The 14,296-nt window shown below is 65.7% G+C and carries 16 protein-coding genes and 1 tRNA gene; 10 read left to right on the top strand and 7 right to left on the bottom strand.

Annotation, left to right across the window (positions count from 1 at the left end; translation table 11 throughout):
* Positions 1–174: 174 nt before the first annotated feature.
* The gene (locus PGH47_RS18450; RefSeq protein ID WP_271664349.1) at positions 175–816 is read right to left on the bottom strand and encodes a TetR/AcrR family transcriptional regulator; all 642 of its coding nucleotides are present in this window, start codon (positions 814–816) and stop codon (positions 175–177) included.
* A 110-nt stretch (positions 817–926) separates the two neighbouring features.
* On the opposite strand from PGH47_RS18450, the gene PGH47_RS18445 reads away from it, so the two are divergent.
* The 4 genes from PGH47_RS18445 (at position 927) to PGH47_RS18430 (ending at position 3,051) form a co-directional block, all read left to right on the top strand.
* The gene (locus PGH47_RS18445) at positions 927–1,580 is read left to right on the top strand and encodes a hemerythrin domain-containing protein (protein ID WP_271664348.1); all 654 of its coding nucleotides are present in this window, start codon (positions 927–929) and stop codon (positions 1,578–1,580) included.
* On the top strand, positions 1,577–2,263 hold the full coding sequence (locus PGH47_RS18440; RefSeq protein ID WP_271664347.1) for an SDR family oxidoreductase: 687 nt from the start codon (positions 1,577–1,579) through the stop codon (positions 2,261–2,263). The genes PGH47_RS18445 and PGH47_RS18440 overlap by 4 nt, the downstream gene beginning before the upstream one ends.
* 98 nt (positions 2,264–2,361) lie before the next feature.
* Positions 2,362–2,523, top strand: a complete 162-nt coding sequence (locus tag PGH47_RS18435) for a hypothetical protein (RefSeq protein ID WP_271664346.1) — start codon at positions 2,362–2,364, stop codon at positions 2,521–2,523.
* A 258-nt stretch (positions 2,524–2,781) separates the two neighbouring features.
* Positions 2,782–3,051 (top strand): hypothetical protein, encoded by a 270-nt coding sequence (locus PGH47_RS18430; protein ID WP_271664345.1) that lies wholly within the window; start codon positions 2,782–2,784, stop codon positions 3,049–3,051.
* 490 nt (positions 3,052–3,541) lie between these two features.
* Here the strand turns inward: PGH47_RS18430 and PGH47_RS18425 are convergent, their stop codons facing one another.
* Positions 3,542–4,183 (bottom strand): hypothetical protein, encoded by a 642-nt coding sequence (locus tag PGH47_RS18425; protein WP_271664344.1) that lies wholly within the window; start codon positions 4,181–4,183, stop codon positions 3,542–3,544.
* Between the two features lie 74 nt (positions 4,184–4,257).
* Between PGH47_RS18425 and PGH47_RS18420 the strand changes: the two genes are divergently transcribed.
* From PGH47_RS18420 to PGH47_RS18410, 4 genes are all read left to right on the top strand, one after another.
* Positions 4,258–4,722: a hypothetical protein gene (locus tag PGH47_RS18420; protein ID WP_271664343.1), complete on the top strand. Its 465-nt coding sequence runs from the start codon at positions 4,258–4,260 to the stop codon at positions 4,720–4,722.
* Positions 4,723–4,727: 5 nt separating this feature from the next.
* Positions 4,728–5,036 (top strand): tetratricopeptide repeat protein, encoded by a 309-nt coding sequence (locus PGH47_RS43255; RefSeq protein ID WP_443048613.1) that lies wholly within the window; start codon positions 4,728–4,730, stop codon positions 5,034–5,036.
* An 853-nt stretch (positions 5,037–5,889) separates the two neighbouring features.
* Complete coding sequence (locus PGH47_RS18415) at positions 5,890–6,309, top strand: hypothetical protein (protein WP_271664342.1); 420 nt, start codon at positions 5,890–5,892, stop codon at positions 6,307–6,309.
* A gap of 1,095 nt (positions 6,310–7,404) precedes the next feature.
* The gene (locus PGH47_RS18410; protein WP_271664341.1) at positions 7,405–7,911 is read left to right on the top strand and encodes an SMI1/KNR4 family protein; all 507 of its coding nucleotides are present in this window, start codon (positions 7,405–7,407) and stop codon (positions 7,909–7,911) included.
* Positions 7,912–8,336: 425 nt separating this feature from the next.
* Here the strand turns inward: PGH47_RS18410 and PGH47_RS43120 are convergent, their stop codons facing one another.
* On the bottom strand, positions 8,337–8,465 hold the full coding sequence (locus PGH47_RS43120) for an integrase (protein ID WP_333938063.1): 129 nt from the start codon (positions 8,463–8,465) through the stop codon (positions 8,337–8,339).
* Positions 8,466–9,125: 660 nt separating this feature from the next.
* Between PGH47_RS43120 and PGH47_RS18400 the strand changes: the two genes are divergently transcribed.
* Positions 9,126–9,284, top strand: a complete 159-nt coding sequence (locus tag PGH47_RS18400) for a hypothetical protein (RefSeq protein ID WP_271664340.1) — start codon at positions 9,126–9,128, stop codon at positions 9,282–9,284.
* Positions 9,285–9,406: 122 nt separating this feature from the next.
* Here the strand turns inward: PGH47_RS18400 and PGH47_RS18395 are convergent.
* From PGH47_RS18395 to PGH47_RS18380, 4 genes are all read right to left on the bottom strand, one after another.
* A tRNA-Ser gene (locus PGH47_RS18395) sits at positions 9,407–9,483 on the bottom strand.
* On the bottom strand, positions 9,454–9,927 hold the full coding sequence (locus PGH47_RS18390; RefSeq protein WP_271664339.1) for a hypothetical protein: 474 nt from the start codon (positions 9,925–9,927) through the stop codon (positions 9,454–9,456). Before PGH47_RS18390 ends, PGH47_RS18395 begins: the two co-directional genes overlap by 30 nt.
* A 565-nt stretch (positions 9,928–10,492) precedes the next feature.
* A complete protein-coding gene (locus PGH47_RS18385) occupies positions 10,493–11,335 on the bottom strand; it encodes a MerR family transcriptional regulator (RefSeq protein WP_271664338.1) in 843 nt (280 codons plus the stop codon).
* Between the two features lie 373 nt (positions 11,336–11,708).
* The gene (locus PGH47_RS18380) at positions 11,709–12,830 is read right to left on the bottom strand and encodes a PP2C family protein-serine/threonine phosphatase (RefSeq protein WP_271664337.1); all 1,122 of its coding nucleotides are present in this window, start codon (positions 12,828–12,830) and stop codon (positions 11,709–11,711) included.
* A gap of 350 nt (positions 12,831–13,180) precedes the next feature.
* On the opposite strand from PGH47_RS18380, the gene PGH47_RS18375 reads away from it, so the two are divergent.
* Complete coding sequence (locus PGH47_RS18375; RefSeq protein WP_271664336.1) at positions 13,181–14,131, top strand: alpha/beta hydrolase; 951 nt, start codon at positions 13,181–13,183, stop codon at positions 14,129–14,131.
* The last annotated feature ends 165 nt before the right edge of the window (positions 14,132–14,296 follow it).

Genomic DNA, 14,296 nt, shown 5'->3' with positions numbered 1-14,296 from the left:
CAGCCGCGGTCAACGAGGGTGTCCTCCGGTTGAGTTGTCCTCCGCCGTACATCGACATGCCGAGCGACGACGCTACCGACGGAGTCGACACTGTGCTGAAACCGCGCGGCCATGGCGGTGATGGACCAGCCCATGACCACCCGACGCGGACCTCCGCGTGGACGAAGCCCCTGTTCAGTGGGGCGGATTCCGAGGTGCGGGGGCATCGTCGAAGAGGATGTGCCGCAGTATCCGCGTGAGGTGTTCGGTGAGCTGCTCGCGCGGCATCGAGGCAAGTGGCTCGGTTCGTGCGATGTACCGGCTGAAGACCACGCCGATCATGTGAGACCCCACGAGTGCTACGCGGATGTCCAGGTCATCGCCGGGCGCTCCCGGTGCGTTGGGGGAGAGCACGGACCGGTACGCGGCGGCACTGTGCTCCTGCATCGCGACCAGGAGGTGAGCGGCCGCACGCTCGTCGGACGCGGCACTGCGCACGAGGGCGACGAGTGGGTCGTTGACGGCGTCGGTCTCCATCCGTTGGACGAAGGCGTGGGCGATCCGGTCGGGCAGGGTCGCCGGGTCTCCGGCAACTACCCGTTCCAGGTCGCTGTTGCCGGGCACGGCCGCGAGGAAGAGCCGTTCCTTGGACTGGAACTGACGCGTGATCAGACCGTGGGTGACACCGGCTCGGCGCGCGATCTCGCGGAGGGTCGTGCGGGCGTAACCACGCTCGGCGAAGGTGTGACGGGCCGCCTCCAGAATGGCCGCTCGGTGACCCTCCGGGTCTCGTCGGCGCGTGCGCGGTGGCTTCTCGGACGCTTCCTGGCCGTTCATGGCGACTCCTTCATCTGATCACTGTAGTGCCGGCCACCGGGGTCCTCGCCGACCGCTGGTACGCTTAATATCCAAGTGGATATTAAGGGCCATCGAGATTGGAGGCCGTTGTGAGCACGAATTCGCCGGAGTCCGCAGGGATCGTCGAGACGCGGCTACTGCACAAGATGCACCGGGCCGCGACGTCCCTGCTGGCCGACGCCGCACAGCGCGACAGCGCCCCGTCGGCCGCACTGGCCGAACTGCGTGACTTCCTGGTGGCGGCGCTGCGGCATCACCACGAGAGCGAGGACGATGTGCTCTGGCCGCAGTTGATCGCCGCCGACCCGGTGGCCGGCGCCGTGCTGAGCGAACTCAGCACAGAACACGAGGCGCTGGACGCGGCATTGGACGCACTCGCCGTCGCTCCCGTGCAGGACGACGCGGACCGGGCAGCCGTGGCCGCCGCGGCAGCCAGTGTGCGCGACCTGGTGCACCAGCACCTTGAACACGAGGAACCAGTGCTGTTTCCCGCGTTGGCGGCGCACATGTCAGATGAAGCCTGGACCGAGTTCTCCCGCGCGGTGATCGCCTCGGCCCCGCCCGTGGGGGCCCACCTCAACCTTGGCTTCTTCGAACAGGTGGGCACTCCCGCCGAACTCGCGGTGGTCACAGCGAACCTGCCGCAAGCCGTTCTTCCCCTCGTGCCGGCCATGCGTGAGCAGGCCAAAGCCACTCTGAACAGCCTTCACACAACCGACAACGCAAGGACGGTCATAGCGTGACCAGCACACTCATCGTCGGCGGCAGCGGCGGCCTGGGCGGAGTGATCGCCCGGCATTTCGCAGACCGCGGTGACGACGTCATCATCACCAGCAGGGACAAGGCACGGGCCGAGACCATCGCGGCCGGGATCGGCGTCGGCGTCCGGGGGCTGGCCCTCGACCTTGCCCAACCCGAAACGATCAGCGCCTCGTTGGCCGACGTGGCCGAGGTCGACAATCTTGTCATCACCGCGGTCGGGCAGGCCGCGAACACACTGGCGCAGTTCGACATCACTGATGCCGTGACGGCCGTGACCATGAAGCTCGTCGGCTACGCCGAGACCGTCCGTGTGCTGCGCGACCGGTTGAGCCCAGGCGCTTCCGTCGTTCTTTTCGGCGGGCTCGCCAAAGAACGCCCGTATCCAGGCTCGACCGTCGTCACCACCTTCAACGCCGGAATCACCGGCCTGGTGAAGACCCTCGCGGTGGAGATCGCTCCGCACCGCGTCAACGCCCTGCATCCGGGCCTGATCGGCGACAGCCCCAAATGGCGCGACGTACCCAACCCACCGCACTCGGCCCAGACACCGATCGGACGACTGGTGACGATGGCCGAGATCGCCGACGCCACCGATTTCCTGCTCCGCAACACCGGCATCAACGCCCACGACCTGCACATCGACGGCGGCCTGCTGGCCACCTGACCCACAGTTCCGGGCGGGAACCTGCACCTACTGGGCGACGAACTCCACGGCCTCACCGGGTTCATCTGTCAGCGCTGGTGGAATGCGGCACCCGTGCCTTGAACGTGAAGGCTCACTCCACCGTCAAGGGCGACTACGGCATCATGAAGGAGAACGTGTACGGCTACGTCGCGATGCAGTACAGCAACTGCAGGATCGGCGCCAAGCAGTACATGGACGTCTGGGCTCCGTACCGCGAGGGCTGGCGCATTCACAGCTGACCCGTACACCACGATTGAGCGCCTCGTCGTGACCGTTGGCGCCAGGACGCGTCTCACACCTCAAGGAGTCATCGCATGCGCCGACATGTTGCCGCGCCGGTCCTGCTGGCCCTCCTGCTCTCGGCCTGTTCTGCCGGCAAGAGTGACGTCGGCTCACAGGCCCCGGCGTCTTCATCTCCGAGCGCTACGGCGGCGAACCCCAGCAAGGCCCCCCGAGACCCCCTGGCCCTGCCGGAGAAACCTGATTTCCTGCTTCCCGTGACCAAGGGAACGGACAGTCGGACATTGCCCGTGTTCACGCCGGCCGAGAAGGTCTACACCATCCACGCCCTCTGCACGGGTAAGGGCACGACGACGATTCAGTACGGGCCCAAGGACTCAGACCCTTCCAAGATCACGTGCGATGACCCGGTCACCGTCGGCCGCGTCTACACCGCGCCCGACGAACAGAAGCACCTGTCCGTGAAGGTCAACGGCACCGATGTGCACTGGTCCATGGCCATCCTGTCCGGCACCCACGCCATGTGACGACCGGAAAGGAAGGACGCCTGGAAGCCATCTGCTCACCGCTCTGAGGCTCGATGGGTCGTGCAAGGTCCCTGGCCAGGTGATCCCGCGGTAGTCGAGGGCAGAGGCAGGGCCTCTTGGTGGCTCAGGGCTGCGACCCGAGACGAGCGATACCAGGAGGCCCTGTCGTCTGCGTTCTGCGGCTCACGCCTGCATGATCTGGTGACGTCCGATCGCCAGCACCCACACCGGCCCTCAGGGCCCTTCCTCTCGCTCCCATGACCGACACAGAGCTACGGATCAGACGGTGGTACTCATGGAGTGCCGCCCGCAACGGCCGCACCACAAGCGCACCAGATCGAGCGGGGAACAGCGGGGAATCACGGTGAAAGCGACCAGGGCCGATGAAACCGCACGTCGACCTCTCCTTCAGGTCACCGCCTGATCTGGCCCCAAATGATCGCAGCTTCCCAAGCTGAGGTGCTGATCAGGATGCACTCACCTCTTGGCGTCAAGAACCACTTGGCCGCCCATCTGAGCCGAACATGTCTGTGACTTTCTGTGTCGCGGCCTCGCGGGTGCCTTCTTGAATCCAGAGGCAGTAGCCGATCACGGCGGTAGAGATCACGATACTGGCGCTTGTGAGCGCGACGTACAGCCACGCCCGCTCATGTCCCCAGGCACCAGGGGAGAGCGTGTCGATCGCCTGATTGAGGGCGAGCCCTGCGCTTGAGGCAAATACAGCCCCGCACATCACGAACACACTCTTCACGTGGTGGCTGGAGCCGGCCCGAACATTGATGCGCGACTGCCATGCGATCAGAGGGAGACCGACTCGTCGTTCGATCTCTTTCTCCAGGCCGATCTTGTACCCGATGAGTGTCCTCGTCATGTTGTTCAAGTACAGCCCGTAGACGATGACGACAGCAACGCCAAGGGGCAGCCACATCAGGAGGTATCTCTTGCTACCCCCGACTGCGATCGTGGCCACGAGAGCGATCACCGTGCTCCCCGCGGCCATGATGCGGTCACCCGAAGTTGTGAGGGTTGAGATGCGGGTGCCCGCGTCCCTGCATTCGTCGATCAACCAGTTGACAATCTGCTCATCGGAGAACTGCGGTGCAGGTTCGGGACGGTGCTGGCTGCGCGACACTCCGCCAGGTTCTCACGGGACATCGATGTGCATAGCCATTCGACGAAGCTCCGGCCAGCCGGTATTCGTAGGGTGTGGAGACCATCATCGCCAGCGGCATAGCCGTCCTGGGAACGCTGCTTGGTTCGGGGATCACCCTGGCGTTCCAGCAGCGCACGGCCGACAGGAGCCACGAGTTCACCCGCCAGGAGAAGCTGCGACAAGAACGCCTCGATGCCTTCTCCGCCTACGCCGGCGCATTGGTCAACTACCGCCGCTGCCTGGTTCACCTCTGGTTCTGCGAGCATGAACAGCCACCACCGGAGGACCCCGACACGGTGCGGATCCGCGCCTACGACCTGCGCTCCAACGCCCAAGAAGCACTGTTCCGGACGCAGATGCTCACCGATGACGAGACGCTGAGCCAGGCCGCGGAGGACGTGCTCGCAGACGTTACGACGCTGTCCAAACCAGACAGCAGAACGGAACTCGACGATGCCAGGGCACGGACCCGTGACGACATCAGCCGACTGGTCAGAGCAGCCAAACAACACCTTTGAGGCACGTGCAGACGCGCCGGTTCGTAGAGCCCCACGCCGACAGTGCCCGCACTACAAGCGCACCAGATCGAGCGGGGAACAGCGGGGAATCCGGCGCCTACGAGTCGGCGGGGGATCTGGAGCGGGCCATCCCTCTGTACGAGGCCACCCTCGCCCAACGCGAGCAGGTCCTCGGCTACACCCACCCCTCCACCCTGACCACCCGCAACAACCTCGCGCATGCCCGTGAAGCTGCCGAGACCGTACAGCAACCCGATACAGCAACCGCAGCAACCACCCCCAACCTTCAGCGCTCCTCAGGCACTTCCGACTAACCGGAACGCCCTTCAATTACCGATCCACATAGAGCTACGGCTCCGAAGGCTCATGCACAGGCCGCCAGGGCGGAGGCCAAGGCGGTTCGCTCACTGGCCCCATCTCGGCTATCTGCAGGCTCCGCCGGGCATGCTGGTAGAACTCTGTGCGTGCAGTTCGGTAATCGCTGAAGGCCAGAGCCCAAGACGAGGGATTGCCGGCCAACTGACCCCGGGCGAGCCACTCAAGGTGCCAAACACACCTGTTGAGCTTTTGCACCGCCTCAGCAGTCTGGGCGTTGGCCAGGAGAGCGAGGCCCTCCACCATGGCCGCACGCCGGCCCTCGGCAGCCGCCGCCAGTTCCAACTCCGCCTCAGTCGGTTCCAGAGGTGCTGGATGGTCGGTTAGTCCGTGGTAGGCGGCAAGCCGTTGGTAGCGCGAAGCGCATTCCTTCACCGCATACCCGTAATCGCTATACGCCTGCAGAAGCTGGCCATCCCAACGGGTCTCCTGCTGCCTGCGCCATCGGCTGCGTTCTGCTAGTGCCCCAACCACGTAGGACATCAGACCACCTACTACTACCCCCAGCAGCGTCGGGAGTTGATCAAGAATCCTGCTCATGCGCCCCCCTCTTGAGACATCTGAGGGCTGCATACCCGCACAGAACGATCAACATCAGGTCGCATTGCAGCGGCGACAAGGAGAGCGCATCACTGCGATGTAGTGTGCCCCCACCTGAGTGCTCCTGGGGGAATCATGCATATTCGTACCGCCACAGCCGGACTCGCGTTCGCCGGCGTGCTGTTAGTCGGCTGTAGCCCCACCGGCTCAAGCGACAGCTCATCGAGCACCTCCCCGAAGAGCACAAGCTCCGTGAACGCGGCCTCGGCCGAGAAGTCTGACGCATTGACCGCACAGCAGGCTGTGGCCAGGCTGGGCAAGGCGATCCCGGAGTTGAAGCTCGTCCAGGTCTATACCGAGGCCAACGACCCGAACCATCTTCTGGGGCGGCCGGGCGGCTACACCAGCAAGGCTGCCTTCTCCGACAGCCGTATCGCCGCCGCGGACGTCGAGGGCCTGGACAAGGACGCAATTGAGCGCGGCGGCAGCGTCGAGGTGTTCAAGACCGAGGATGAGGCAAAGTCTCGGGCGAAGTACATCGAGACGATCGCCAAGTCCATGCCCAGTGCGACCGAGTACCACTACATCGTCGGCGGCATCCTCATCCGCGTCTCAAACCTGCTGACACCTACTCAGGCGAAGGAGTACGAGGCGGGTGCCAAGAGCCTCTGACTGGCGAGCTACGAAGGCCTCACAGTGTGGTGTCCGACCTTCTCCGCCCATCGATCGCAACGGGCGTCCCAGCCCGGGGACGGCAGCAACGAGACTTCGCGTGCCACAGCCGTGCCAGATATAGGAGTCAGCCGCGGTCAGTAGCCGGTACTCGCGGGCACAACCGTGGACGAGCTCGGCCAGAGGGCTAGCAGGTCACGCACAGGACAACCCAGCCTCTCTCCTAAAGCGGTGATCTGCATCTGGCGAATGAGATCATCCGTAGATGGCCGACGCGCGACTACCCCGGGGATGGACTCTTCAGCAGATCCGCGATGCATCGGGGGACCGAGAGGCTCTCGCCCTGGCTCCCGATCGGTCAGTGAAGTGGGTCGGCTTCGGTGAGGCCCACGAGATGCCACGCCCAGAGATCGTTCTCGGGTTCCACAGCCTGTGTCTCGTGAAGCCTGTGGATGACGACGACTGGTACATGGGCAGCCTGTACGACGACGGCAGCATCGACTGTTGGACCGCCTACGGCGACCTGTACGAGGCGCTACGCGGCCTCTAGGAGCATGCGCCACGGCTCCGGGTGCGAGACGCACTGAAGGTCTAACTGCGTGACAACCGCGACGCACAACCGCGAACGCCCGTGGACGTCAGCGGACCGTCAGTACAGGTGACAGGCGCAGCAGCCCAAGGACAGCGAGCATCCCGAGTTGCTTCGGGACGAAGCAGTCACGTGGAAAAGCGTTAGAAGCCAAGCCGTAACGGTCGTACGGTCATGTTGTCCCGACAGCAGGCGTCCGGGGGCGCCCCGGCGAAAGCCGAACCGGTGGGAGTAAGAGGCGGGCCACGGGGTGGCCGTACGCGTGGCGCACGGTCGGCGTCCTGAGTAGTCCCCATCGGACCCCGGCAGTTGCTTGTGCCAGACCCGTGCCAGGTTGGGCGGGGAACCACGGGGAACGGCGGGCAACGAGCCGCCGGCGTCGAGGGTGGCCAGGCCACTCCGCAGCAGGTCAGACGTTCAACGGGCTCTAGACCTCCTCAGCGTCCCAAGCTGAGAGCGCGATCTTCACCGTCGACAACGGACACCCGGTCGCCGAGGATCTGCGTGTGACCGATGACGAGCTCATAGCGGCAGTCCGCGACTACGCAGCTGGCAAGAATCTTCCTGACCCGGCTCTGCCGGCGGATATTGCTGCGTTCGAGCACATCGCTGGACATGCGATGCCCCATCTTCTGAAAAGGATCTACCTCGAAGCCTCCAATGGCGGCTTCGGACCCTGGGAGGCCGTCTCCCTGACCGATACGGGCGACTGGTTCAGTGACTGCGAGGACATCGCGATGGCCTACCGCGAGTTCGCAGATCCTGCGCGCGGCCTGCCGCCCGGGCTCGTGCCCCTCATGGACCGGGGTTGCGCCATGTGGGCACTCACCGACTTCACGACGGCCGACGGGCAGATGTGGGACTCCGATCCGAATCTCTGCTGCAAGGAGCACGCCCTGGCCCCACTCGGGCAGTCGCTGGCCGAGTGGCTCGCCGACTGGTTGCACGGCGCCATACCTGATGGGTCCTATCCGCACCGCGAACTGGCTGCCAAGGACTGCCCGGCCGGATGAACGGACCCACTCCGAGATTCTGGTCAGAGGTCTCTATCACCCCGAACAACACTAGGGCCCCCTCAGTGATCACATGAGGGAGCCGTAGTACGTACGTTGCGCCCAGGGGTTGCGAAGCATCACCCGTCAGAGCGCTTCCTTGTTCCCGCCGACCGTCCCCCATGGAGATACGGATCAGCAGGCTTCTGACATCCACGGCTGACATCAACGACGCCGGACGGAGGCGTACATCAGCGTCTCTGTCCGGCCGTCGCACCAGTCGAGGGCAGCAGGTGGAGCGGGCTCGGAGCGAACTCCTAAAGCGGGTGTCGCAGGTTCGAATCCTGCCGGGGGCACACGACTAAGGGCCAGTTCAGGGGCTTGATCCCCTCGAACTGGCCCTGTGCTGTGATCACGGCCGTGCCACTCACGTGCCACAAATGCCACTAGGATGCCACGTCGTCATCACCCCGTTCCTTGCGGATCATCGAGCCGAGGCGATCGGCGATCTCACGGTCACGTCCGCTGACCACGTGCTGATAGATCAGGGCCGCGCGGGGTGTGCTGTGCCCCATCCTGGTCATTAGCTCCCGCAGGCTCGCGCCGGACGCAGCGAGGGTGTTGCCCGTGTGCCGAAGGTCGGGGAAGTGCACATCGGCAGCGACTTTCGCCTTGGTCCGCGCATTGATCCAGTCGTCTCGGAAGTTGCTGCTTCACGTCTGGCAGGAGTTCGGCCGGGAAGGCCACCGGCCGCACACCGGCGTCGGACTTGGGGGCCTTGTCGAAGAGCGCGCCCGTCTGCATCTCTGCCTGTGAGCGCCGGACCATGAGCGCGGCGTTCTCCGTGTCGACGTCCCGCCGGCGAAGCGAAGCCAGCCCTCCGAAGCGCAGTCCGGTGAACGCGGCCAGGAGGGCGTCCAGGTCGTTCGTACAGTGGCGCGCTCCACCTGGACGCCATGAACCACGCCCCCGCCACGGTGTGTGGGTCGATGGCAGACGGGATGGGAGCTGGGGTGACTGGTGGGTGAAGGGGGCCCGACAGCGAGGATGCATGCATGGGTATCGACCTAGAACTGCACTCAGCGCGGCCGACACGCAACTGGCACAAGTCCCGCGCGACACTCCTGCGCAGCTCATACGGGCACGGAGACGCTTTGGCCGACGCACTCGGATCCCTGCAGCTGCTTGGAGTATCCGGGCGGCTCACCGCCGTAGACCCATACGGAGACACCTTGATGAACGAGCAGGAGGCAGCCGCCGCCTTCAACGAGGTCTCTGATTTGCGGCAACGATGCAGTGACGATCGTCAGCTCGCCGCGTTGGACGACCTTGCGATCTTGCTGGAACAGTGCGCCAGCACCCCCGGCAGCTATCTGTGGTTCCAGGGCGACTGAAGCTCGTGCCCCATCCGTGCCCGATGGACCGGGGACTCACGGTGAATCACGGTCGCCGACGGGCACTGCGCATGACGAAGGCCCCCGACCGATATCGCTGGTCAGGGGCCGTTCACCTGCGGTGGGTGTGGGATTTGAACCCACGGTGGCATCGCTGCCACGACGGTTTTCAAGACCGTGTACGGATCGACTCTCCCAAGGCGTCGAGTGCGCCCACGGCCGCGTGGATATGAGCCGGGCCGCGACGCAACCGTTCCCCTGCGCACCACCAGAACAGTCGCTCCTGTGCATCCTCCCTTGGATGCATGCCCAGGCCGTGCTCGGGGCACAGGGGCCATGCCTGCCACAGAAGCTCCATGACGGTGTCCTGCGCGGCATCGGCGACGCTCGCCAGTGCAGAGGCAAGGCTGTCCTGTGAGTTCGGGTCCAGGTGATTGCCGTGCCACTCGCCGTTGGCCATGGCGACGTAGACGTTCTCCGGCTCATCCGCAGCGTAGGACGGAAGGGCCAGCAGTTGCAGGGGTTCCAACTGGGGAAGCGTCACCGCCAGGTCCCGGTTCAGAAGGGCGAGAGCCTGGTCCCACACCGGGTACTCGCCCGGCGAGACGCGGCGCGGCTCAGGGGGGTCGAAAAGAGCGCACATGAGCACCATCCTCCGCCACACCGGAGACAGCCCCAATCGCTCACCAGCGTCGCCCTCTGCAAGAACCGCGTGTGACGGCTGACATCAGCGGCTGACACCACAAGCACGAACAGCAGCGCTCGGCGGCGGACCTCAGTGGACGATCCACACAGAGCTACGGATCCGAAGGGCTCTGACATCCACGACTGGCATCAACGACGCCGGATCAGGGGCACACCAGCGTCTCTGTCCGGCCGTGGCATTAGTCGAATTAGGCAGCCGGAGCGGGCCGGGATCGAACTCCTGAAGCGGGTGTCGCAGGCTCGCGTGTCAGACGGGGACCTAGAGGCCACTGCGACACTGATGGGTGGGGATTATTGAAACGGCCAGGGGTGCTCCTCGGATCACTCGCTCTGGCGTTCAACGAAGCCGGGAGTTTCAAGGAGCGAGGCCCCGGTCGTCGGCTTGGGCTTCCCGTCGTGGAGTGTGTGGGCCGTGTCGAGACGCCGGCTTCGTGCCGGTGGCCGTTCCGGGATCCTCGCGCACGGCGAGGTTCCGGGATCCTCGCGCACGGCGACACCAGCGATCAGCTGCCTGCGGAGAGGTCCCCGGCAAGGAGTCGTGCCGTGAGTTCCATGCACCGCGTCCGGGCCGCGGAGAAGCCATAGGGCATCTTTGTCACCGCTTCGAAGGCACTCATCCGGGCGCCCTCCTCGCCGCTCGCCTCGGCGTCGTAGATCTCGAAGAGCTTCTCCTCGGCCACATCCAGTCCGGCCGCTTCAATGGCCTGAAGCAGGGCCTTGTGGTGGGCACAGTGCTGCGCGGCGAGTTCCTCGACCTGCGGGTCGTGGGGATCGACGGTGTCATCGAGGGCGGCGTCAGCCGCGTCGAGGCGGTCGGCCTCGGCCCGTAGGCCGGGATGGGTTGCCAGGATGATGAACACGCTGGCCTGAATTGCGGCACCCAGCGGCCCGAAGATCCGTTCCGTGACCAGCAGGGCGTCCAGGTCAGAGGGACGCAGTGCGCCAGAAGGCAGGTGGCTGAGCCGGTCCGCGACCAACGGGGAGAGCAAGCCCAGTGGGCTGCCCACAGCCCGCAGGCGCTTTACTGCCGCGAGCTGACGCTTGATGTCGGCCTCCCGGGCGGCCAGGGTCTCCTCCAGCCGCCCCAGGACGTCCCCAACGTCCCGGACTTCGTCGAAGGCGGCCCGCATATCGTCCAGGCTGACGCCGGTCTCGGACATCTTGCGGATCCACAGCAGGCGGATCATGTCGTCGTAGCCGTAGCGGCGACGTCCGTCTCCGCCTCGCTCGGGCTCCGGCAACAGACCGATCTGGTGGTAGTGACGAATGGCGCGCGGGGTGGTTCCGGCGAAGGCGGCGGCATCGCCGATCTTGACCTCGCGGGGAGGCATGGCGGAGGGGTACATCGCTGACAGGGCCTTTCGTGCTGTGGTGCCCTCGACAACACCACATGCCGCTACGGCATGTGCAACTACACACCCCGGCCCCTGACGGGCTATCGGGCAGTCCCAGTCCCTCGCCATTGGTGTCCCGTCCAGGACAGGCCCGGAAGGGGTGGTGAGATCCATCGAGCAGGCCAGATCGCACCCCGAGCGGGAGTTGGGGATTTCAAGGAGCCCCATCAACACTGACCCAAGCCGCCGCGCTCATACGCCGGACACCGACAAGATCCCGTGTGAGCTGGGTAGATGCGGCCTGCGAGGTCGTCCAACAGGGCGAGGCTCAGAGGTTCGCCAGGCAGGGTCTGGGGAACGCTCAGGCGGCCGACGTGGTCGGGTATCAGACTGCCAGGCGCCGGATTGCGACCACGGCAGCGTCGTCGTTGAGGCATCCGTGGACGTGGGCCAGGAGGTCGTCCTGGAGGAGGCGCAGGAAGACGTCGGGGTCGTCCTTGGTCCACTGCGGTGCCCGCTCGGCGAAGGGGTAGAAGAGGCCCTCGGAGTTGCGTGCTTCGATGACGCCGTCCGTGTAGAGGAGCAGCAGGTCACCAACCTCGAATGCAAATGTCTGAACGTCGTAGTCGGCGATGCCGAAGACCCCGCCGAGTCCGATCGGGAGGTGGTTCGTCTCAGGCGTGAGTGGGGTGACGTGATGCCCCCGGAGCAGGAGCGCCGGTGGGTGGCCGCAGCTGATGAGGTGGACGAACGGCTCGTGATCGGGAATGTCGAGCAGCGTGGCGGTGGCAAAGTCCTCGTTGGTGTCCTGCTCTGTCTGTGACTGCCACTGGCTGGTGTCCCAGCGGAGCGCGGCGTCCAGGTGAATGGCGAGACGGGGGAGGGTGGCCTGCCGATGAGCGGCTGCGCGGAAGGCGCCGAGCAGCAAGGCGGAGTTGTTGATCGCGGCCAGCCCATTGCCGCGCACATCGCCGATGAGGAGCCGCGTGCTTTGGTGGACGGTCCGTGCGGCCGCGTACAGGTCTCCGCCCATGTCTGCTTCTTCCTCGGCAGGGATGTACAGGCCGGCGATCCGTAGAGAGCCGGCATGTGCGGGCAGTGGCTGCAACAACACACTCTGCGCTGCCTCGGCCACCGACCGGACCCTGTGCATCTGTCGCTCACGCCGATCCCGCACCAGGCAGAGCGTGACGCAGATGGCCGAGACGACGATCAGGGCAACAACCTGAGCCTGAATGTTGGCGGTGGGAAGGACCCCCCTGAGTACACCGATCAGTACCTGGGCCGCCACGGCGAGGGCTCCCATCAGCGCCGTCATGGCGGCGCTGGCGAACGCCACCGTGATGGCAGGTGCCGCCACCAGCAGAGGACCGAGATGGATGTGCGGCGGAGAGAGCACATCCACCACACAGACCGTGACAATCAGCGCCAGTGGGATCACGATCAGCGCGGGTGAGCGCCCCGGCTGCCACGAACGCACGAAGTCCAGCCGTGCTCGAAGGGCCATGCTCCAAGCGTTCCACGTACCTCCGCAGACCGGCGTGCGATGCTCTGCGACCTGGGGTGCCTTGCCGGGCGGGACCGGATCCTGGACCTCGAACGCCCACGTCAGGGCTGTCGCCCACAGCGACCCTGCTTGTGAGGACGTCGCGTCACAGGAGGCCGATGCGGCTTCAGGCGGGGCGGAAAGCGGTGCGCGCTTGTCTCATCAAGCCCGTGCGGTCGGTGTAGGCGGTTTCACGGAAACGGTCTCTGCCGGCGCTGGCATCGTTCGCGTCGACGGGTGTCACACATTTCGCTCCTGTCTTGTCATACGGGTCAAAGCGGGCAAGAACCCACCGACCCAAGGAGTGCATGATGACGAAGCCCATTCTGGAGCCTGCGGCTCAGGAGATCGCGGACGCGACGGCCAGCCCGCCGTTCCTGTATGAGCTCGGGCCGGAAGGCGCCCGGAAGGTCCTGGACGACCTGCAAGCGGCGCCCGTGGAGAAGCCGGAGGTGACGGAGAAGTGGATCACGGTGCCGGCCGGCGTGGGCGATGTGCGGGTCCGCATCGTCAAGCCCGTCGGTAGCCAGGGCACGCTGCCGGTCGTCCTCTACGTGCACGGCGGCGGCTGGGTTCTCGGCAATGCCGGCACCCACGACCGCCTGGTGCGGGAGCTGGCCGTCGGCACGAACGCCGCCTTCGCGTTCGTCGAGTACGACCGCTCCCCGGAGGCCAAGTACCCGGTCGCCATCGAGCAGGCGTACGCAACTGCCCAGTGGATCACTGCCAAGGGCGCCGAGGAGGGCCTGGACGCCTCCCGCCTGGCGGTGGCCGGCGACTCCGTCGGCGGCAACATGACCGCGGCGCTGGCTCTCATGGCCAAGCAGCGCGGCGACGTGGAGTTCGTGCACCAGTCGCTGTACTACCCCGTCACCGACGCGGCCCAGGACACCGACAGCTACCGGGAGTTCGCGGACGGACCCTTCCTCACCGCGAAGTCCATGGCCTGGTTCTGGGACTGCTACACGACCGATCCCGCCCAGCGGGCGGAGATCACCGCCTCTCCCCTTCGGGCGAGCCTGGAGGACCTTGCGGGCCTGCCGCCCGCGCTCGTCATCGTCGATGAGAACGACGTACTACGGGACGAGGGCGAGGCCTATGCCCGCAAGCTGACCCAGGCCGGCGTGCCCACCACGAGCATCCGCGTCAATGGCACCCTGCACGACTTCATGATGCTCAACCCCCTGCGCCCCACGCAGGCCACAACTGCCGCGATGGAACGCGCAATTCAGACCCTGCGCACCGTCCTCCACAGCAGCTGAAAGTACTGCGCTGCCCGGCAGTAGCGCCTCAAAAGGGCGGCAGCGAGCTGTTCACAACCTCGGCGCGCGTGCGCGTGGACCGCACCTGCGAAGAACGTTGATCATCCGTTCTTGCCGCTGTTCGCCGGTCCCACGACACGATCAGAACCGTGGGCGAGCCCACCC

The sequence above is a fragment of the Streptomyces sp. HUAS 31 genome (genome assembly GCF_028198125.1).
GTDB classification, from domain to species: Bacteria; Actinomycetota; Actinomycetes; order Streptomycetales; family Streptomycetaceae; genus Streptomyces; species Streptomyces chartreusis.
This window is presented reverse-complemented; position numbering and strand designations above follow the sequence as displayed.